18 protein-coding genes, 1 tRNA gene and 1 pseudogene are annotated in these 18,270 nt (G+C 71.2%); 8 read left to right on the forward strand and 12 right to left on the reverse strand.

What is annotated here, in order from left to right; all coding sequences use genetic code 11:
• Positions 1-138: 138 nt before the first annotated feature.
• The 7 genes and pseudogenes from IE124_RS22135 to IE124_RS22165 all read right to left on the reverse strand — a co-directional run bounded on the left by IE124_RS22135 (position 139) and on the right by IE124_RS22165 (position 4,502).
• Positions 139-1,050: an MBL fold metallo-hydrolase gene (locus tag IE124_RS22135; RefSeq protein WP_189509636.1), complete on the reverse strand. Its 912-nt coding sequence runs from the start codon at positions 1,048-1,050 to the stop codon at positions 139-141.
• 97 nt (positions 1,051-1,147) lie between these two features.
• Complete coding sequence (locus IE124_RS22140) at positions 1,148-1,444, reverse strand: hypothetical protein (protein ID WP_189509637.1); 297 nt, start codon at positions 1,442-1,444, stop codon at positions 1,148-1,150.
• 86 nt (positions 1,445-1,530) lie between these two features.
• Positions 1,531-1,830: pseudogene (locus IE124_RS35000) on the reverse strand (DUF202 domain-containing protein); the annotation flags it as partial.
• Positions 1,831-2,014: 184 nt separating this feature from the next.
• On the reverse strand, positions 2,015-2,407 hold the full coding sequence (locus tag IE124_RS22150) for a YidH family protein (RefSeq protein ID WP_055644410.1): 393 nt from the start codon (positions 2,405-2,407) through the stop codon (positions 2,015-2,017).
• A gap of 133 nt (positions 2,408-2,540) precedes the next feature.
• A complete protein-coding gene (locus IE124_RS22155; protein ID WP_189509639.1) occupies positions 2,541-3,056 on the reverse strand; it encodes an NUDIX domain-containing protein in 516 nt (171 codons plus the stop codon).
• Between the two features lie 30 nt (positions 3,057-3,086).
• Positions 3,087-3,851 (reverse strand): glucose 1-dehydrogenase, encoded by a 765-nt coding sequence (locus IE124_RS22160; RefSeq protein WP_189509640.1) that lies wholly within the window; start codon positions 3,849-3,851, stop codon positions 3,087-3,089.
• A 21-nt stretch (positions 3,852-3,872) separates the two neighbouring features.
• A complete protein-coding gene (locus IE124_RS22165) occupies positions 3,873-4,502 on the reverse strand; it encodes a TetR/AcrR family transcriptional regulator (protein WP_189509641.1) in 630 nt (209 codons plus the stop codon).
• Positions 4,503-4,618: 116 nt separating this feature from the next.
• Here IE124_RS22165 and IE124_RS22170 point away from each other — a divergent pair, with 116 nt between their 5' ends.
• The 4 genes from IE124_RS22170 to IE124_RS22180 all read left to right on the forward strand — a co-directional run bounded on the left by IE124_RS22170 (position 4,619) and on the right by IE124_RS22180 (position 10,255).
• Positions 4,619-6,274, forward strand: coding sequence for an FAD-binding dehydrogenase (locus IE124_RS22170; RefSeq protein ID WP_189509642.1), 1,656 nt, complete (start codon positions 4,619-4,621; stop codon positions 6,272-6,274).
• A gap of 158 nt (positions 6,275-6,432) precedes the next feature.
• Positions 6,433-6,855 (forward strand): hypothetical protein, encoded by a 423-nt coding sequence (locus IE124_RS22175; protein WP_229832684.1) that lies wholly within the window; start codon positions 6,433-6,435, stop codon positions 6,853-6,855.
• On the forward strand, positions 6,852-8,594 hold the full coding sequence (locus tag IE124_RS35005) for an NACHT domain-containing protein (protein WP_229832685.1): 1,743 nt from the start codon (positions 6,852-6,854) through the stop codon (positions 8,592-8,594). The genes IE124_RS22175 and IE124_RS35005 overlap by 4 nt, the downstream gene beginning before the upstream one ends.
• Positions 8,595-9,061: 467 nt before the next feature.
• The gene (locus IE124_RS22180; protein ID WP_229832714.1) at positions 9,062-10,255 is read left to right on the forward strand and encodes a HEAT repeat domain-containing protein; all 1,194 of its coding nucleotides are present in this window, start codon (positions 9,062-9,064) and stop codon (positions 10,253-10,255) included.
• On the opposite strand, the gene IE124_RS22185 is transcribed toward IE124_RS22180, so the two are convergent.
• From IE124_RS22185 to IE124_RS22195, 3 genes are read right to left on the reverse strand one after another with little or no spacing between them, the layout of a single operon-like run.
• Complete coding sequence (locus IE124_RS22185) at positions 10,240-10,674, reverse strand: ASCH domain-containing protein (RefSeq protein ID WP_189509644.1); 435 nt, start codon at positions 10,672-10,674, stop codon at positions 10,240-10,242. The two genes, IE124_RS22180 and IE124_RS22185, sit on opposite strands and share 16 nt — an antisense overlap.
• A gap of 50 nt (positions 10,675-10,724) precedes the next feature.
• Positions 10,725-12,122, reverse strand: a complete 1,398-nt coding sequence (locus tag IE124_RS22190) for a GntP family permease (protein WP_189509645.1) — start codon at positions 12,120-12,122, stop codon at positions 10,725-10,727.
• Positions 12,123-12,163: 41 nt separating this feature from the next.
• Entirely contained in the window at positions 12,164-12,691 is a 528-nt protein-coding gene (locus IE124_RS22195) for a gluconokinase (RefSeq protein WP_189509646.1), read from the reverse strand.
• 147 nt (positions 12,692-12,838) lie between these two features.
• On the opposite strand from IE124_RS22195, the gene IE124_RS22200 reads away from it, so the two are divergent.
• The 4 genes from IE124_RS22200 (at position 12,839) to IE124_RS22215 (ending at position 17,012) form a co-directional block, all read left to right on the forward strand.
• The gene (locus tag IE124_RS22200) at positions 12,839-13,540 is read left to right on the forward strand and encodes a FadR/GntR family transcriptional regulator (protein ID WP_150271852.1); all 702 of its coding nucleotides are present in this window, start codon (positions 12,839-12,841) and stop codon (positions 13,538-13,540) included.
• 153 nt (positions 13,541-13,693) lie between these two features.
• On the forward strand, positions 13,694-15,154 hold the full coding sequence (locus IE124_RS22205) for an amino acid permease (protein WP_189509647.1): 1,461 nt from the start codon (positions 13,694-13,696) through the stop codon (positions 15,152-15,154).
• A 143-nt stretch (positions 15,155-15,297) separates the two neighbouring features.
• Positions 15,298-16,383, forward strand: a complete 1,086-nt coding sequence (locus tag IE124_RS22210) for an S-(hydroxymethyl)mycothiol dehydrogenase (protein WP_189509648.1) — start codon at positions 15,298-15,300, stop codon at positions 16,381-16,383.
• Positions 16,383-17,012, forward strand: coding sequence for an MBL fold metallo-hydrolase (locus IE124_RS22215; RefSeq protein WP_189509649.1), 630 nt, complete (start codon positions 16,383-16,385; stop codon positions 17,010-17,012). Before IE124_RS22210 ends, IE124_RS22215 begins: the two co-directional genes overlap by 1 nt.
• Here IE124_RS22215 and IE124_RS22220 read toward each other — a convergent pair.
• Together IE124_RS22220 and IE124_RS22225 are read right to left on the reverse strand one after the other, a co-directional pair.
• Positions 16,996-17,922, reverse strand: a complete 927-nt coding sequence (locus tag IE124_RS22220; RefSeq protein ID WP_189509650.1) for a pseudouridine synthase — start codon at positions 17,920-17,922, stop codon at positions 16,996-16,998. The two genes, IE124_RS22215 and IE124_RS22220, sit on opposite strands and share 17 nt — an antisense overlap.
• A 71-nt stretch (positions 17,923-17,993) precedes the next feature.
• Positions 17,994-18,081 (reverse strand) — tRNA-Leu (locus tag IE124_RS22225).
• Positions 18,082-18,270 lie beyond the last annotated feature (189 nt).

The following is an 18,270-nucleotide window of genomic DNA, read 5'->3' on the forward strand; positions in this document are numbered from 1 at the left end:
CGGCGGACGGAGTGGTGAGGGTCTGTCCTTTGATCAGGCTCCAGGCGGTGTCTTGCCGATCAGCAAGACGCCGCCCAGGTCCTGTCGTCAAACTCCCGTCGTCCGCCCGCAGGGCAGGCGGGAGTTTGACGACAGGACCTAGGCGTGACAGGCCACCGGCACCCCGCCGTTCATGGCCGCCATGTCGCCGAAGACCGCCGCCGGATCCAGCGGCGACCCCTCCGGCAGGCCGGTCAGCTCCGCGTACGCACGGTGCAGGTTCGCGACAAGCCGCTCGCTCTCCTGCCATGCGGCGAACTCCCCGAGCTCCGCGCCCCGCGCCGTCTCCAGCGGCGTCGCCCCCTTCGCGTACCCCTCGGCGGCCAGCTCCCGTACCCAGAGCAGGTACCGCTCCGTCGTGTCGTACACCGAGGGGTCGGTGACCCGCCCGTGCCCCGGCACCACCGTCGGCGCGTCGAGCGAGCGCAGCAGGTCGAGCGCGCGCAGCGACCCGGCGAGCGAGCCCATCGGCAGGAAGGGTGTCCCGCCGTGGAAGACGAGGTCGCCGGTGAAGACCACGCCCTGCTGGGGGAGGTGCACGATCGAGTCGCCCGTGGTGTGCGCGGGACCCGGGTGGATCACCCGTACCTCGATGTCTCCGACGTACAGCGTCAGTCGCTCGCGGTACGTCATGGACGGCGGCAGGATGTCGACGCGCCCGAAGTCGGTCTGCGGCCACAGCAGATGGAGCTGGTGACCGGCGGCGAGCTGCTCGGTCCGGCAGTTCTCGTGGCCGACGATCCGCGCCTCCGGCCGGAAGACCCCGTTGCCGTAGGTGTGGTCGCCGTGGTGGTGGGTGGTCACGATGGTGCGGGGCAACGGCAGCCCCTCCGCGAGGACCGCCTCGCGCAGAAGCAGGGCCCGCCGCTCGGTTGCCGCGGTGTCGACGAGGAGGGACTCGCCCGCGTCGCCGAGGAAACCGGCGTTGTTCAGGCACCAGCCGCCGTCGGGCTGGACGAAGGCGTGGACGTTCGGCGCGAGCGCGACCACGTAGGGATCGGTGGCAGACATGAGGGTTCCCCCGGCTGAGAGCTCAACTGGACAGGGGAAGAGTGCCAGTTGACCGGAGCGGGGGGAAACCGGCTCGGACCGGCCCGGGCCGTGCGCGTCAGTGGTCGTCCCAGTGGTTGCCGTGCGCCGCGTGCCGGTGCCCGTCGTGCGCGTAGTCGAGGTGGTCGCCGTGCGCGACGGCGGTGTGCCCGCACTCCGGCCCGTGCGTGTGGTCCGGGTGGGTGTGCGCGACGTGCAGGGTGGTCTCGCACTCGTCCCAGTGCCCGGCGTGCTCACGGTGCAGATGCCCGTTGTGCGCGTAGTCGACGTGGTCCCCGTGCGGGACGGCGGTGTGCCCGCACGCCGGACTGTGGGAGTGCGCGTGGGTGGCGTGCTCGTGGTGGAGGACGGTCATGACGTGGCCTCCCAGGAGGGACGGCTGACGGCTGACCCTTCCAGGCTAGTCCTGTACGCCCCTTTCCTCCCGGTCCATCCCCCCCGTCACCAGATGAGCGCCGCCCCGAAGGCGGCCAGCGCGATCGTGCAGCCCGCCGCGAGCAGCGCGCCCCGGTGGGAGAGGGGGGCGGGCCGGGCCGTGCTCAGGGAGCGGATCCTGCGATGGGCGACGGCCAGGAAGCCGGCCCAGACCAGTGCCGAGAGCGCGAGCGCCGTCAGCCCTGTCGCCGTGGCGTCGTCGTGGAGGGCCAGCTTGACCGCGAGGACGGCCACCACCGTCCACGACAGGGTCGTACGCCGCCACGCGAGCCGCGTCCGCTCCGGCTGGAGCCCGGGGTCACGGAGTTCCGGATCAGGGGCCCCCGGATCACGGCCTGCTGGATCACGACCTTCCGGATCACGACCCTCTGAATCACGACCCTCTGAATCACGACCCTCTGAATCACGACCCTCTGAATCACGGTCCTCAGGATCACGCCCCTCCGGATCGGGGCGACCCCCCGTGCCGTGGGCCTCCGTCACCGCCCGGTCACCCCGTCCAGCCGAAGACCACGACCACCACCATCGCGAGCGCCACCACGGCCACCACGAGGCTCAGCACCGCGGGGAAGCGGGACGCCGGCAGGTCCTCGCCGCGCCGCATCGCCCGCTCGCACCGCACCCAGTGGTTGACCGCCCGCAGCGCGCACAGCACTCCGGCCGCGAGCAGCGCGAGCGCGAGCCCGACCCGGACGCCCCAGCGCAGGTCCGGCAGGAACTGGTCGACGGCGAAACCACCGCCGACCAGGGCGAGAGAGGTCCGGATCCAGGCCAGGAAGGTCCGCTCGTTGGCGAGGGAGAAGCGGTAGTCCGGCGTCTCCCCCTCGTCCCGGATCCGCTGCGGCGCGAACCACAGCCGCAGGCTCTGCACGAAATCGCTCACACGTGCACCCTAACGGCCGGATGTGTGGCCTGCCCGACGCTCGTCAGCGTCTCCGCGAGACGTGAGTTTGCCCTCACCGGTCCCCGTCCACCCTCACCGGCCCCCGTCCACCCTCACCGGCTCCCGCCCGCCCTCACCGGTCCCCGTCCGCCCGCAGCCGCTCGTACGCGGCCAGGCCGTCGGGCACCCACTCCCAGTCACCGAGCCGCGCGGTCAGCTCCTCGTCCGTCAGGAAGGCGTGCCAGGCGACCTCCTCCACCTGCGGGTCCACGGGGAGCTCGCACCGGACCTCGTACACCGCCGACCACCACTTGCCGGCCACGCCCCCGGAGTCGTACAGGAACTTCAGCACCGGCTCGGGCCGGGGCAGTCCGGTGACCCCCAGCTCCTCCTCGGCCTCGCGGAGGGCGGCCTCGTCGTAGGACTCGCCCGCTCCGACGACCCCGCCGACGAACATGTCGTACAGGGAGGGGAAGAGCAGCTTGTCCGGCGTCCTGCGGTGGACGAAGGTCCGGCCCTCGGCGTCCCGGACGCGGACGAAGACACAGCGATGGATCAGGCCCCGCGCGTACACCTCACCGCGCGGAGCACGGCCGATCACCCGGTCGTGCTCGTCGACGACGTCGTGGATCTCTTCAGCGGCGCTCATGACCGCCATCCAAGCAGCACGGACCGGCCGTCACTGCCCCATGACGTACTTGACCGTCGGACCGGTGGTCCAGCCGCCGTCCACCGCGAGCTCCGCGCCCGTCACGTACGAGGCGGCGTCCGAGAGCAGGAAGACGACCGCGCCCGCGATCTCGTCGGCCTCGCCGACCCGGCCCATCGGGGTGTTCGGGTACTTTCCCTCGCCGCGCTCGATGCCGACCGAGGCCGTCATGGGGGTGTACGTCATGCCCGGGTGGACGGAGTTGACGCGGATACCCGCCGTGCCGAGCTCCACCGCGCCGATCTTCGTCAGCCCGCGCACGCCCCACTTGGAGGCGCCGTAGCCCGCGGTGAGGGCCAGGCCCATCAGGCCCGCGGCCGAGGAGATGTTGACGATCGAGCCGCCGCCCGCCTCCTTCATCGCCGGTATCGCGGCCTTCATGCCGATGAAGACACCGGTCAGATTGATGTCGAGGACCTTGCGGAAGTGCTCGACGGACTCCGTCTCCAGGAAGGCGCCGGTGGAGATGCCCGCGTTGTTCACCAGGCCGTGCAGCCCGCCGAACTCCGCCACCGCGTAGGCGACGGCCGCCGCCCAGCCCTCCTCGGAGGTCACGTCGTGGTGGAGGAAGCGCGCCCGCTCGCCGAGCGCTTCGGCGGTCGCCTTGCCGTCCTCGTCCAGGACGTCGGTGACGACGACGTTGGCGCCGGCGGCCACGGACTGCCGGGCGGCCTCGGCGCCCAGGCCGCGGGCGCCGCCGGTGATGAGCACGGTCTTGCCGGTGAGGTCGTTCATGAAGGGTCCCTTCGCGGTGATTCAGACGCTCCGGGGCTGTGCGGCCCGGAGAAGCGCGGTGGTCGTCTCGACCAGGTCGGCGAGGAAGAGGGCCTCGCCGGTGAGGGGCTCACTGCCGTCGAGGTACTGCCGGGCCCGGTCGGCCAGTGCCGCGCCCACCACGGTCAGCGCCAGGTCGAGGCGCTCCAGGAGCAGGGGCTCGGGCAGCCCGGAGGCGGCCAGCCGGTCGGCCATCCGCTCGATGAGGTGCCAGTAGACGGTGCCGTCGAGCGTGGGGTGCGGGGTGCGGGTGCGGATCCCGCTCTCGTGGCTGAGCTGGGCGGAGATCCGCAGACAGCGGCGACCCCGGTCGGTGCGCAGCTCGCTCGCCTCGGCCGTGACGAGGGCGGCGACGAGCTCCCTCAGGTCCTCGCCGGCCGAATCGAGCAGCGGCGCGAGCACCTGGCGCGTACGGGCCTGGCGCCCGGCCATGACCGCGTCGAGGAGCCCGGCGCGCGAGCCGAAGTGGTACTGCACCGCGGAGGGGTTCGCCTGTCCGGCCAGGGCCACGACGTCCCGCAGCTGCGCTCCGTCGACGCCCTGGGCGGCGAAGAGCTCCTCCGCCGCGCGGATCAGTTTCTCTCGGGTCTCAGGCCCCGACGTTCTCGCCATACGAACATATTAATGCTCGACATTAGAAAACGGGAAGGGTCCTGGGAGGAGAGAAGCGGCAGCGGAGACAGCCGAAACAGTTGACTCGATACATTCGTGTATCCAAGATGCGACCCATGTCCTACGACGCTGATGTGATCGTGATCGGAGCCGGCCTCGCCGGGCTCGTCGCCACCGCCGAGCTGGTCGAAGCCGGCCGCACCGTGATCCTCCTCGACCAGGAACCCGAGCAGTCCCTCGGCGGCCAGGCCCATTGGTCCTTCGGTGGACTCTTCCTCGTCGACTCGCCCGAGCAGCGCCGGATGCGCGTCAAGGACAGCCACGCCCTCGCCCTCCAGGACTGGTACGGCACGGCCGGCTTCGACCGGACCGAGGACCGCTGGCCGAGGAAGTGGGCCGAGGCGTACGTCGACTTCGCCGCCGGCGAGAAGCGCTCCTGGCTCCACGCGCGCGGGGTGCGGTTCTTCCCGGTCGTCGGCTGGGCCGAGCGCGGCGGCTACGACGCCAACGGCCACGGCAACTCGGTCCCCCGCTTCCACATCACCTGGGGCACGGGCCCCGGCCTCGTCGCCCCCTTCGAGCGCAAGGTCCGCGAGGGCGCCGCCCGTGGCCTCGTCGACCTCCGCTTCCGCCACCGCGTCACCGGCCTCGGCCGCACGGCCGGGAGCGTCGACACCGTCACCGGCGAGATCCTCGAACCGTCCTCCGTCGCCCGTGGCGAGGCCAGCACCCGCACGCCCACCGGCGCTTTCGAGCTCCGCGCCCAGGCCGTGATCGTCACCTCCGGCGGCATCGGCGGCAACCACGACCTCGTCCGTGAGCAGTGGCCCGCCCGGCTCGGCACCCCGCCGGCGAAGCTGCTCTCCGGAGTCCCCGCCCACGTCGACGGCCTCATGCTGGGCATCGCCGAGAAGGCCGGCGCCCACCACATCAACCGCGACCGGATGTGGCACTACACCGAGGGCATCGAGAACTGGAACCCCATCTGGGCCAAGCACGGCATCCGTATCCTCCCCGGCCCCTCCAGCCTCTGGCTCGACGCGACTGGCAAGCGGCTGCCCGTCCCGCTCTTCCCCGGCTTCGACACCCTCGGCACCCTCGAACACATCATGCGGACCGGCCACGACCACACCTGGTTCGTCCTCGACAAGAAGATCATCGGCAAGGAGTTCGCGCTCTCCGGCTCCGAGCAGAACCCCGACCTGACCGGCAAGTCGATCCGCGACGTGATCGGCAGGGCCCGCGCCGACGTCCCCGGCCCGGTCCAGGCGTTCATGGACAAGGGCGCGGACTTCGTCGTCGAGAACGACCTCGCCGCCCTCGTCCGCGGCATGAACCGGATCACCGGCGAGGACCTGATCGACGAGGCGGCCCTCCGCCGCGAGATCACCGCCCGCGACCGCGAGATCGCCAACCCCTTCACCAAGGACCTCCAGGTCACGGCGATCCGCGGCGCCCGCAAGTACCTCGGCGACAAGCTCATCCGCACCGCCACCCCGCACCGCATCCTCGACCCGAAGGCGGGCCCGCTGATCGCCGTACGCCTCAACATCCTCACCCGCAAGTCCCTCGGCGGCCTGGAGACGGACCTCTCCTCCCGCGTCCTGACGGAGACCGGCGAGCCCTTGCCGGGCGTGTACGCGGCGGGCGAGGCCGCCGGCTTCGGCGGCGGCGGAGTCCACGGCTACCGCTCCCTCGAAGGCACGTTCCTCGGCGGCTGCATCTTCTCGGGCAGGGCGGCGGGCAGGGCGGCGGCCCAGGCGGTGGGCTGACGGCGGTGGGCTGACGCGGGTCGGGTGACGCGGGTCGGGTGACGCGGGTCGGGTGGCGCGGGTCGGGTGGCGCGGGTCGGCTGACGGCGGTGGCCCGACGGGGGTCGGCTGACGGCGCCCGGCTGACGACGGAGGCGCCGCCGGGGCAGGATGGCGGGGTGACAAAACGCTTACTGCTCACCGTCGTTGGCGGGTTCCTCGCCCTGGCAGGCCTGGCGGCCTTCCTCGTCCTCCAGGGTCTGGACGAGGCCGACAAGTGGAGCAGCGTCCTCAGCCTGTTCTTCACGGTCGCGGGCTTCGCCCTGGCTCTCGCGGGCTTCGTCACCCGGGGCCCCGCCCAGTCGGCGGACCACGCGGTCACCGGCGGCTCCCTGCACCAGGTCCGGAACGTCGCGGGCGACGTCGTCATCACGGCCGGAAGCGGTTGTACGGGCACCCCGCCCACGGCCGCTCCCGCCGAAGGGCAGGGTGGTGGAACGCAGTCGGCGCACGGCACCCGCACGGCGGGCGACCTGCACCAGATCGACGGGGTGGGCGGCGCGGTCCGTATCGAGCCCCCGACGCCCGACTCCGCCTCATGAGGGGCTTCTTCGCGCGCCGGAAGGCGCGCCAGACAGCGGAGGGAGCCACCGTCCACGGCCCCCTCGCCCAGATCAACGGGGTCGGCGGGGACGTCCACGTCACCCTGGGAGCCGTTCCGCCCCCGCCCGAGGCACCGGAGATCGAGTCGGCCCGCGAGGCCTACGCCACCCGCGTCCGCCAGCGCTACGGCGGCCTCGACCTGGAGGTCCTCACCCCCCTCCAGGAACAGGGCGACCGGCCCCTGGTCCTCCGGCTGCGCGACGTCTTCGTGCCCCAGTCCGTACGGGCCGACCCGCCGCCCGTCGAACTGCCCCAGGAGCTTCTGCGCCGCCTGATGGACCCGGCCGAGGCCGAACTGCACGACCTGCCGCCCGGCATCGACCGGGAGACGGTCGACCGCGTCCGGCGTGCCTACCAGGAGCGGCCGCCGCTCCCCGTGCTCGACGTCCTGACCGCGCCCGAGCACGACCGCGTCGTCCTCCTCGGCCACCCGGGCTCCGGCAAGTCCACCCTGGCCCGCTACCTGGCGCTCGCCCTCACCTCTCCCGAACGCCCTCCGGGCCTGGCCGCCCTGCACGGCAGCCTCCCTTTGATCGTCGAACTCCGGGAGTACGCGCAACCCGCCTGGCGCGAGCGGACCTTCGAGGACTTCCTCGCCCATCAGTACGCCACGGAGGGCCTGGGGCTTCCGCCCGGGACGCTGGACGCGCTCCTCACGGGCGAGGGCACGTACACCGCCCTCGTGATCTTCGACGGCCTGGACGAGCTCTTCGAGAAGGACGTCCGGGACGCGGTCACCCGCCGCATCGCGGGCTTCGCCGCCCGCCACCGCCGGGCCCGGCTCCTCGTCACCTCGCGCGGCTACGGCTACCGGCGGGCTGTCCTCGACGGCGCCGGCTTCACCAACTTCATGCTCCAGGACCTCGACCGGGACCAGATCGGCGTGTTTGCCGAGCAGTGGTTCTCGCTCGCGTACCCGGGGGAGCCCGAGCAGGCCCGGAAGCTGATCGAACGCGTCACGACGGCCGTGGACGGCTCCGCCTCCGTACGGGAACTCGCGGGTAACCCCCTGATCCTCACGATCCTCGCCATCATCGGCCGCCGTCGCGAACTCCCGCGCGACCGGCGCACGGTGTACGAGCACGCGGTCGACGTCCTGGTCGAGCACTGGGACCCGAGCAAGTTCCTCAAGGACGGTCAGGTCGAGGAACACCTCCCGTACCTCGGACGCGAGGAGAAGCGCGAACTCCTGCGCCTGGTCGCCCGTCGGATGCAGGAAGGCCACGGCGGCGTCTCCGGCAACCACATCGCGGGCCCAGACCTCCTCAAGAGCTTCGAGGAGTACCTGAAGGACCGCTACGCCCTGCCGCCGGACCGCGCGGCGACGGCGGCCCGGCTGATGCTGGACCAGTTCCGCCACCGCAACTTCATCCTCAGCCGCTTCGGCGGCGAGATCTACGGCTTCGTCCACCGCACCTTCCTGGAGTACCTGGCGGCGACGGACCTGGACCACCGCTTCCACCGCGAACGGAGCCTGTCCGAGGAGGACCTCCAGGACCTCTTCGCGAGCAAGGTCCGACGTGGCACGAGATCCTGCTGTTGCTGGTGGGGTTGCTGGACGAACGGTTCGTGGCGGGGATCATCGACCGGTTGCTGGCGCCGAAAGCCCTCGGCGTACCGCTCGGAGACCATTCGGACGAGGCCTTCGCGGAGGTGGCCTTCGTCGCACGCTGCTTGACGGAGGTCCGCCGCGTCGGGGCACTGGCCCCGCAGAGCAGGGCCATGGTGGCCCGGACGATCCGGCTGTTCGAGCTCGCCAGGACACTGGGCGTCACCACGTTCCACCCCTCCGAGCACGTGAAGGCCCTGGGCCGGACGCTGATGGCGATCGGCGCCGACTGGGCGGGCCGGGACGACTATCTGCAGTGGTGTGAGCGGTGGCCCCGCGAGGAGCCGGACATCTGGTGGACGCTGGACAGCTCCCCGAGTCAACTGGCCATGAGGATCGGCCTGTTCCTGCGCGGCGGAGGGGAGTCGCCCAGCACCGGGCTTCTCGCCGAGACGGCCCTGAACGGGGCCGACCGGGTGGAGCGGATCACCGCCGCGGGTCTGCTCGTCGACAGGGCGGGCCGTGACACGTCGTCCTGGGAGCCGGTGGCACAGTGCCTGCGGCACGAACAGGAGGAGGAGGTCAGGACGGCCCTCATGGCGCGCCTGAGGTACGACGAGGACGTCGACCACGGTTGGGTGGCCCGCCTCGCCGTCGAGCTGCTGGGTGACGCGGACACGGAGGTGCGACAGGCGGCGCTCGGCTGTCTGCAGCTGCACCGGATCGCCACGCCGGAGGCCCGGGCCGCGCTCGACAGGCTGTTCGGCGATCCCGATCCCCGGGTGCGTGAGTCGGTCCTGCGCCCGCTCGCCCTGCACGCCGAGGACGGAGCACGCGCGATGGAGCTCCTGAGGCCCGCGCTGGAGGACGCCGATCCCGAGGTCCGCGCGGCGGCACTGTCCGCCGTGGTGAAGAGGACCGGCGACGAGAGGGTGGTGCGTGACCTCGTCCAGGAGCTGCTGAGGAACGACGGCAGCCCCGAGGTGACGGTCGCCGCGATCAACGCCGTACGGGAGATCGGGTCGGACGACCCGGGCATGCACGCGCACCTCTGTGAGCTGGCCGGTCGCGAGGACATCGCCGTGCGGTGGGCCGCCCTCCGCTGTCTGGCCGAGGGAGGCATCCCGGCCGGCCCGCTCGCGGATCTCTTCACCCGTCGCCTGAAGCACGACGACTTCGGCTGGATCCGCCAGTACGGCCTGGACCTCTTCGTCGTGAACGGCGAGGACGAGACGCTGGTCCGGGACTTCCTCCTGGACCGATGCCGGAACGACCCGAGTCCGGAGGTCCAGAGCCACGCCCTGATGTGGCTCGGGATGGGGGATCCCGAGGCGGCGCGTGTCCTGGCCTTCGACCTGGCGCGGAACCACCCCGACAACCATGCGCGGGCTTCCGTGGTCGGCTACTTGCTGACCGAGTGCGGCGACGTGGACGAGGCGGTGCGCCTCGTCCACGACCTTGCCGTGAACGACGAGGACGGCGCGGTACGGGCTGCTGCCCTGCACGAGCTCCGCACCCGTCGCAGCGGCCCCGAGCTGGCGGCCCTGGCCGGGGACCGGTTCGATCACGACCCCGATCCCACCGTCCGCCATGCCGCCCTCGGCATCCTTGCCGACCTCCGCCGCGACGACCCCGACCTGATCCCGCTTCTCCGCCGTGCGGCCGAGACCGACGGCGAAGAGCAGCCCCGCGACCTGGCGAACCGCCTCCTGGCCGTCCTGGCCCCTCAGCCGACTCGGCCGACCCGGCCGCCTCAGTCCCCGAGGCAGTCCCCTCAACCCCCCGCCTGAACCACCTCGACCACCTTGAACCACTCCACGACCAGCATCGTCCCGTCGTCCACCACGAACTCCGGGTCCCCCAGCGCCTCCCGCATCTCCGCGCTGTGCCAGAAGCTCTCGTGACCCTCGCGCCACTCCGCCACCGACCGGTAGCCCTCGCCCTCGCCGAGCGCGAGGCGGAGGTCGGCGTCGCGCAGGGGCAGGACGTGGACCTCCGTGATCTCCACGACCGCCACCTCGCGGCCGTCCGAGTCGATGAGCGCCGAGCGCTCGCCCGGCTCGGGCAGGTCCTCGTTCTCGATCTCGTACTCCGCGAGGAGTCCCGTCGTAGCGGTCTTCTCGCCCGCGAGCACCGCCGCGACGAGCTGGTCCCGCAGGGGGCCGGGGAAGGCGAGCAGGAAGGGCTTGAGTGCGTGAGGGCCGGTCATGGCCGACAGTCTGTCAGCCAGGACCGGCCCGGGCGCCGATTTTCGAGCGGCTACAACACCAGCGACAGCAGCAGCACGAACACGATCCCCACGACCGAGATGATCGTCTCCATCACCGACCAGGTCTTGACCGTCTGGCCGACGGTCATCCCGAAGTACTCCTTCACCAGCCAGAACCCGGCGTCGTTGACGTGGCTGAAGAAGAGCGACCCCGCACCGATCGCGAGCACGAGCAGCGCCGTCTCGGTCGTCGACATGCCCTCCGCGAGCGGAGCCACGAGCCCCGCCGCCGAGATCGTCGCCACCGTCGCGGAGCCTGTCGCGAGCCGGATCGCGACGGCGATGAGCCAGGCGAGCAGCAGGGCCGGGATGGACCAGTCCTTGGAGTAGTCCAGGATCATCTGGCCGACGCCGATGTCGATCAGGGTCTGCTTGAAGCCGCCGCCCGCGCCGACGATCAGCAGGATGCCCGCGATCGGGGCGAGGGACTTCTCGACGGTCGTGGACAGCCGTTCCTTGGTGAAGCCGGCCGCGCGGCCCAGCGTGAACATGCCGACTATGACGGCGGCGAGCAGTGCGATCAGCGGCGAGCCGATGACGTCGGTGACCTTCTGCAGGCCGTTGGCAGGGTTGTCGACGACGATGTCGACGAGCGCCTTGACCAGCATCAGGACGACCGGCAGCAGGATGGTCGCGACCGTGGCGCCGAAGCCGGGGCGCTTGTCCAGGTCCTCGGAGGGACGCTGGGGGATCATGTTCTCGGGTGCCGGGATGTCCACCCAGCGGGCGGCGTACCGGGAGAACACCGGACCGGCGATGATCACGGTCGGGACGGCGACGACCAGACCGAGCGCGAGGGTGACGCCCAGGTTCGCGCCGAGCGCGTCGATGGCGACGAGCGGCCCGGGGTGCGGCGGGATGAGCCCGTGCATCACGGAGAGGCCGGCGAGGGCCGGGATGCCGATCCGCATCAGGGAGTAGTTGCCGCGCTTGGCGACCATCAGCACGACCGGGATCAGCAGCACGATGCCGACCTCGAAGAAGAGCGGCAGGCCGATCACGGAGGCGATGAGGACCATCGCCCAGGGCATGGCACGGCCGCTCGCCCTGGCCAGGATCGTGTCGACGATCTGGTCGGCGCCGCCCGAGTCGGCGAGGAGCTTGCCGAGGATCGCTCCGAGCGCGATCAGCACACCGACGCCCGCGACGGTGTTGCCGAGGCCGGTGGTGAAGGACTTGATCGTGTCGGCGAGCGGCGCACCGGCGAACGCGCCGAGCGCGAGCGAGCCGATGGTCAGCGCCAGGAACGCGTGCAGCTTGAACCGGGTGATGAGCAGGACGATGAGGGCGATGCCGGCGAGCACGGCGATACCGAGCTGGGCGTTGCCTGCCGAGGTGATGGGTTCGGCGGCATCCGCTGCCAGGACCTCGACACTGAGACTGGTCACGGGGGTGTCCTTCGTACGAGCGGGAAACGGGGGACGGCAGGTCAGCCGGCGAGGGCGCGCAGGGCGGCGACCGCCCGGGCGGCGATCTCTTCGGGGGTGCCGGAGACGTCGACGGCGACACCGGCCTCGTCCTCCTCCAGCGGCTGGAGGGCGGCGAACTGGGAGTCGAGGAGCGCGGTGGGCATGAAGTGGCCCTTGCGGGCGGCCATCCGTCCCTCGATCAGCTCCCGGTCACCGGTCAGATGGAGGAAGACCACTCCGGGGGCCGCGGCGCGCAGCCGGTCCCGGTAGGCCCGCTTCAGCGCGGAGCTGCTCACCACACCACCGAGCCCGGCCCGGTCGTGCGCCCACGCCCCGATGGCGTCGAGCCAGGGCGCCCGGTCGGTGTCGTCCAGGGGGACGCCGGCCGACATCTTGGCCACGTTCGCCGCCGGGTGGAAGTCGTCGCCCTCCGCGTAGGGGAGGGCCATCGCCTCGGCGACCAGCGGACCGATGGTGGTCTTGCCGGTACCGGCGACGCCCATCACGACGACGACCGTCCGTGCCTCGGGCTGGGGGGTGGTGCTCATGGGTGGTGCCTCGCTGTCTTCTTCGACATCGATCCGTCGCGCTCATGAAACCCATTGGGTACGACGTATTCAAGAGGCTGTGACATAAAAGTAGTACTTTTAATTCCCGAGGTGATCATCCGAGCGCGCGCGCATAGGCTTGCGACCATGACGACACCGGCCCAGGGGCTCCATTCGCACGTCCTCGCCACCCTGGGTCTCGCGATCACCGCGGGGGAGTACCCGCCGGGCACCGTGCTGCGCACCGACGAGCTCGCCCAACGCTTCGACGTCTCCCGGACCGTGGTCCGCGAGGTCGTGCGCGTCCTGGAGTCCATGCACCTCGTCGAGTCCCGCCGCCGCGTCGGCGTGACCGTGCTCCCCACCGCGAGCTGGAACGTGTACGACCCCCAGGTCATCCGCTGGCGGCTGGCCGGCGCCGACCGCCCCCGCCAGCTCCGCTCCCTCACCGTGCTCCGCTCGGCCGTCGAACCCGTCGCGGCGGGGCTCGCCGCCACCCACGCCACCCCCGAGCAGTGCCGTGAGCTCACCGAGCAGGCCCTCGGCATGGTCGCCACTTCGCGGGGCCGGCGCCTGGAGGAGTACCTCGTCCACGACATCGCCTTCCACCGGGTCGTCCTCAACGCCTCGGGGAACGAGATGTTCGCCCGCCTCGGCGACGTCGTCGCCGAGGTCCTCACCGGCCGCACCCATCACCACGTGATGTTCGAGGACCCCGACCCCGCCGCCGTCACCCTGCACGTCCAGGTCGCCGAGGCGGTACGGGAGCGGGACGCGGCCCGCGCCGAGGAGCTCACCCGCCAGATCGCGGTCGGCGCCCTCCAGGAACTGGACGTATTGGCTCCGTAAAGCTCTGAACTAGCTCAAATATGGGCGTTCAGTGACATGCGCCACAGTCATCTGTCACTCCTGACGTGAGGATGTCCGCTGGCCGTGCCGGGAAGACCCCCCACGAGGCACGGCCGGGTACCGCACGACCCCCTCACGAAGGCGAACAACTCCATGACTGACCGCGTCATCGCGGCCGAGCCGCTGTCCGCCGCTCCGGCGAGCCCGGCCGCAACCCCCCACGTCGACGCAGGCGACGCCGGTTACCGCAAGGACCTCAAGTCCCGGCACATCAACATGATCGCCATCGGCGGTGCCATCGGCACCGGCCTCTTCCTCGGCGCCGGTGGCCGGATGTCCCAGGCGGGACCCTCCCTCTTCATCGCCTACGCCGTCTGCGGCGTCTTCGCCTTCTTCGTGGTGCGGGCCCTCGGCGAGCTGGTGCTCTACCGCCCCTCGTCCGGCGCCTTCGTCTCCTACGCCCGTGAGTTCATGGGCGAGAAGGGCGCCTACACGGCCGGCTGGCTGTACTTCCTCAACTGGTCGACCACCGCCGTCGCCGACATCACCGCGGCCGCGACCTACGCCCACTTCTGGTCGATGTTCAGCGACGTCCCGCAGTGGATCCTCGCCCTGATCGCCCTCGCGGTCGTCCTCGCCGCCAACCTCATCTCCGTGAAGTACTTCGGTGAGATGGAGTTCTGGTTCGCGATCATCAAGGTCGGCGCCCTCGTCGCCTTCATGCTGATCGGCATCTTCCTCATCGTGACCTCGCACGACGTCGGTGGCAGCACCCCGGGCCTCGCCAACATCACCGACAACGGCGGCATCTTCCCCAACGGCATGATGCCGATGCTGCTCCTGATCCAGGGCGTCGTCTTCGCCTACGCCTCCGTCGAGCTGTGCGGCGTCGCCGCCGGCGAGACCGAGAACCCCGAGAAGATCATGCCGAAGGCGATCAACTCGATCATGTGGCGCGTGGGCCTCTTCTACGTCGGCTCCGTCGTCCTGCTCGCGCTGATCCTCCCGTACACCGCGTACTCCGGAGACCAGAGCCCCTTCGTCACCGTCTTCGACAAGCTCGGCATCCCCGGCGCCGCCGGCGTGATGAACCTCGTCGTCCTCACGGCCGCGCTCTCCAGCCTCAACTCGGGCCTCTACTCCACCGGCCGCATCCTGCGCTCCATGTCGCTGTCCGGTTCCGCGCCCAAGTTCACCGGCGTCATGAACAAGGGCGGTGTCCCCTACGGCGGCATCCTCCTCACGGCCGCCTTCGGCGTCATGGGCGTCGGGCTCAACTACGTCATGCCCGGCGAGGCCTTCGAGCTGGTCCTCAACTTCGCCTCCATCGGCATCATCGGCACCTGGGCCATGATCATGGTCTGCTCGCTGCTGTTCTGGCGCAGCGCCAAGGAGGGCAAGCTCACCCGCCCCGGCTACAACCTGCCCTGGGCCCCGTACACCCAGATCGTGACCATCGCCTTCCTCGGCTCCGTCCTCGTCCTCATGTGGATGGACGGCGGCATCAGCCGCACCACCGTGAACTGCCTGCCGCTCATCGCGGCGGCCCTCGTCGGCGGCTGGTTCCTGGTCCGCGGCCGGGTCCGCGAGACCGCGGAGTCGCGCCAGAGCTGACCATCCGCCACGGAAACCCCACGGGAACCCCGAGGCGACGACGGGACCCCCGCAGGCACGGCCTGCGGGGGTCTCGCCTTTTGTCAGGAGATAGTGGTACGCAGGAGCCTTACAAGATCCGTTCGGAGAAAAGGAAGTTCGCGATGCCGCAGCACGTCCAGGGGGTCATCGCCCCCGGCAGGAACGAACCGGTACGGGTCGAGACCATCGTCATCCCGGACCCCGGCCCCGGCGAGGCCGTCGTGAAGATCCAGGCCTGCGGCGTCTGCCACACCGATCTCCACTACAAGCAGGGCGCCATCAACGACGAGTTCCCCTTCCTGCTCGGCCACGAGGCCGCCGGGATCGTCGAGTCGGTCGGCGAGGGCGTCACCGACGTGACCCCCGGCGACTTCGTCGTCCTCAACTGGCGCGCCGTCTGCGGCACCTGCCGGGCCTGCGAGCGCGGCCGCCCCTGGTACTGCTTCGCCACGCACAACGCCAAGCAGAAGATGACCCTCCTCGACGGCACGGAGCTCTCCCCGGCCCTCGGGATCGGCGCCTTCGCCGAGAAGACCCTCGTCGCCGCCGGCCAGTGCACCAAGGTCGACCCCGCCGTCGCCCCCGAGGTCGCGGGCCTCCTCGGCTGCGGCGTCATGGCCGGCATCGGCGCCGCCATCAACACCGGGAACGTCGGCCGCGGCGACAGCGTCGCCGTCATCGGCTGCGGCGGCGTCGGCGACGCCGCGATCGTCGGTTCCCGCCTCGCCGGAGCCGCGAAGATCATCGCCGTCGACATCGACGACCGCAAGCTGGACAAGGCCCGCGAGATGGGCGCCACCCACACGGTCAACTCCCGCTCCACCGACGCCGTCGAGGCGATCCGCGAGCTCACCGGCGGCTTCGGCGCCGACGTCGTCATCGAGGCCGTCGGCCGCCCCGAGACCTACGAGCAGGCCTTCTACGCCCGCGACCTCGCCGGCACCGTCGTCCTCGTCGGCGTCCCCAGCCCGGAGATGAAGCTCGAACTGCCGCTCCTCGACGTCTTCGGCCGCGGCGGCGCCCTCAAGTCCTCCTGGTACGGCGACTGTCTGCCCTCCCGCGACTTCCCGATGCTGATCGACCTGCACCAGCAGGGCCGCATCGACCTCGCCGCCTTCGTCACCGAGACCATCGGCCTCGGCGACATCGAGAAGGCCTTCGCCCGCATGCACGAGGGCGACGTCCTCCGCTCGGTGGTGGTGCTGTGATGACCGCCCGCGTGGACCACCTCGTCACCTCCGGCACCTTCAGCCTCGACGGCGGCACCTGGGACGTCGACAACAACGTCTGGATCGTCGGCGACGACACCGAGGCCATCGTCATCGACGCCGCCCACGACGCCGAGGCGATCCTCGCCGCCCTCGACGGCCGCGCCCTGCGCGCCATCGTCTGCACCCACGCCCACAACGACCACGTCGACGCGGCCCCGGCGCTCGCGGCCGCCACCGGCGCCCGCGTCCTGCTCCACCCCGCCGACCAGCCGCTGTGGAAGCAGACCCACCCCGACCACAGCCCGGACGGCGAACTGGCCGACGGCCAGGTCCTCACGATCGCCGGCACCGACCTCGTGGTCCTCCACACCCCGGGCCACGCCCCCGGCGCGGTCTCTCTCCACGCCCCCGACCTGGGCACGGTCTTCACCGGCGACACCCTCTTCCAGGGCGGCCCGGGCGCGACGGGCCGGTCCTTCTCGGACTTCCCGACGATCGTCGACTCGATCCGGGAGAAGCTCCTCACGCTGCCCCCGGAGACGGTCGTCCGCACCGGCCACGGCGACCCGACGACCATCGGCGCCGAGGCCCCGCACCTCCAGGAATGGATCAACCGCGGCCACTGAGAGCCAGCCGGCTCTCGAACCGCACCTCGTCACCCGTGAACGGGTCGGTGAACTCCAGCGTCCGCGCCAGCAGTTGCAGCGGACGCGCGAAGTCCTCCGGCCCGTCCGCGCGGACCACGGGATAGACCGGATCGTGCAGGATCGGCAGCCCCAGCGCGTTCATGTGCACCCGCAGCTGATGCGTCCGCCCGGTGACCGGCGTCAGCCGGTACCACCCGAGCCCTCCCGCGTGCCGGAGCAGCTCGACGCGGCTCTCGCTGTTCGGCTCGCCCGGCACCTCCCGGGCGGCCATTACCCCGCGCTCCTTCTCGATACGGCTCCGCACGGTCACCGGCAGCTCCACGGCAGGGTCGTACGGGGCCACCGCCTCGTACTCCTTGCGCACGAGCCGGTCCCGGAACAGCGTCTGGTACGCCCCCCGGTCCTCCTCCCGCACCACGAAGAGCACGAGCCCCGCCGTCAGCCGGTCCAGCCGGTGGGCGGGCTGCAACCGGGGCAACCCCAGCTCCCGCCGCAACCGCGCCATCGCGGTCTCCGTCACGTGCCGCCCCCGGGGCATCGTCGCCAGGAAGTGCGGCTTGTCCACGACCAGGATCCGCTCGTCCCGGTACACGACCCCGATGTCGAAGGGCACCGGCACCTCGGCCGGAAAATCCCGATGGAACCAGAGATACCGCCCCACGGCGTACGGCTCGTCCCCGGTCACCGGCCCGTCGACCCCGACGAACCGCCCCTGCCGCAGCATTTCCTCGACCCGCCCGGCCCCCACCGCCGCCGCGTACCGGTCGAGCAGATGCTCCCGTACGGTCGCCCATTCCCCGCCCGGATCGTCCGGCAGCCGCACCCGCACCGGGTCGATGCCGTCCCGCTGGGGGAGAGGCGCGGCCGGCGCCTTCGCTCTCCGTCTCACCGCTCCGCCTCGTGCCGCGCGTACTCAACGCAAGAAGTCCCGGTCGAGATGATCTCGACCGGGACTCCGTGTGGTGTCCGAGGGGGGACTTGAACCCCCACGCCCGATAAAGGGCACTAGCACCTCAAGCTAGCGCGTCTGCCATTCCGCCACCCGGACAAGGTGTCTTGTCTTCCGGGCCGCTCGGCCCTTCCGACGTGGAAAACAATAGCAAACATTCGAGGGGGTCGATCACCACCCTCCCGAGGCCCCCCGTCGTGTGACGGGCGCATGTCGGCCGACGGGCGCCCTTGGGCGGCGAGGGGGCCGCGCGGGAGGATGGGAGCGACCACCAGCAACCACGTGGGG

Origin of the sequence: Streptomyces narbonensis (genome assembly GCF_014649015.1) — a bacterium.
Taxonomy (GTDB): Bacteria; Actinomycetota; Actinomycetes; order Streptomycetales; family Streptomycetaceae; genus Streptomyces; species Streptomyces narbonensis.

Excerpts from the sequence above, each read along its gene's own strand:
- IE124_RS22180 (WP_229832714.1), top strand. The coding sequence starts at position 9,062 with ATGGCGCGCCTGAGGTACGACGAGGACGTCGACCACGGTTGGGTGGCC.
- IE124_RS22215 (WP_189509649.1), top strand. The coding sequence starts at position 16,383 with ATGACCGCCCGCGTGGACCACCTCGTCACCTCCGGCACCTTCAGCCTC.
- IE124_RS22165 (WP_189509641.1), bottom strand. The coding sequence starts at position 4,502 with ATGGCGAGAACGTCGGGGCCTGAGACCCGAGAGAAACTGATCCGCGCG.
- IE124_RS22140 (WP_189509637.1), bottom strand. The coding sequence starts at position 1,444 with ATGACCGTCCTCCACCACGAGCACGCCACCCACGCGCACTCCCACAGT.
- IE124_RS22195 (WP_189509646.1), bottom strand. The coding sequence starts at position 12,691 with ATGAGCACCACCCCCCAGCCCGAGGCACGGACGGTCGTCGTCGTGATG.
- IE124_RS22155 (WP_189509639.1), bottom strand. The coding sequence starts at position 3,056 with ATGAGCGCCGCTGAAGAGATCCACGACGTCGTCGACGAGCACGACCGG.
- IE124_RS22185 (WP_189509644.1), bottom strand. The coding sequence starts at position 10,674 with ATGACCGGCCCTCACGCACTCAAGCCCTTCCTGCTCGCCTTCCCCGGC.
- IE124_RS22205 (WP_189509647.1), top strand. The coding sequence starts at position 13,694 with ATGACTGACCGCGTCATCGCGGCCGAGCCGCTGTCCGCCGCTCCGGCG.
- IE124_RS22135 (WP_189509636.1), bottom strand. The coding sequence starts at position 1,050 with ATGTCTGCCACCGATCCCTACGTGGTCGCGCTCGCGCCGAACGTCCAC.
- IE124_RS22170 (WP_189509642.1), top strand. The coding sequence starts at position 4,619 with ATGTCCTACGACGCTGATGTGATCGTGATCGGAGCCGGCCTCGCCGGG.
- IE124_RS22210 (WP_189509648.1), top strand. The coding sequence starts at position 15,298 with ATGCCGCAGCACGTCCAGGGGGTCATCGCCCCCGGCAGGAACGAACCG.
- IE124_RS35005 (WP_229832685.1), top strand. The coding sequence starts at position 6,852 with ATGAGGGGCTTCTTCGCGCGCCGGAAGGCGCGCCAGACAGCGGAGGGA.
- IE124_RS22200 (WP_150271852.1), top strand. The coding sequence starts at position 12,839 with ATGACGACACCGGCCCAGGGGCTCCATTCGCACGTCCTCGCCACCCTG.
- IE124_RS22160 (WP_189509640.1), bottom strand. The coding sequence starts at position 3,851 with ATGAACGACCTCACCGGCAAGACCGTGCTCATCACCGGCGGCGCCCGC.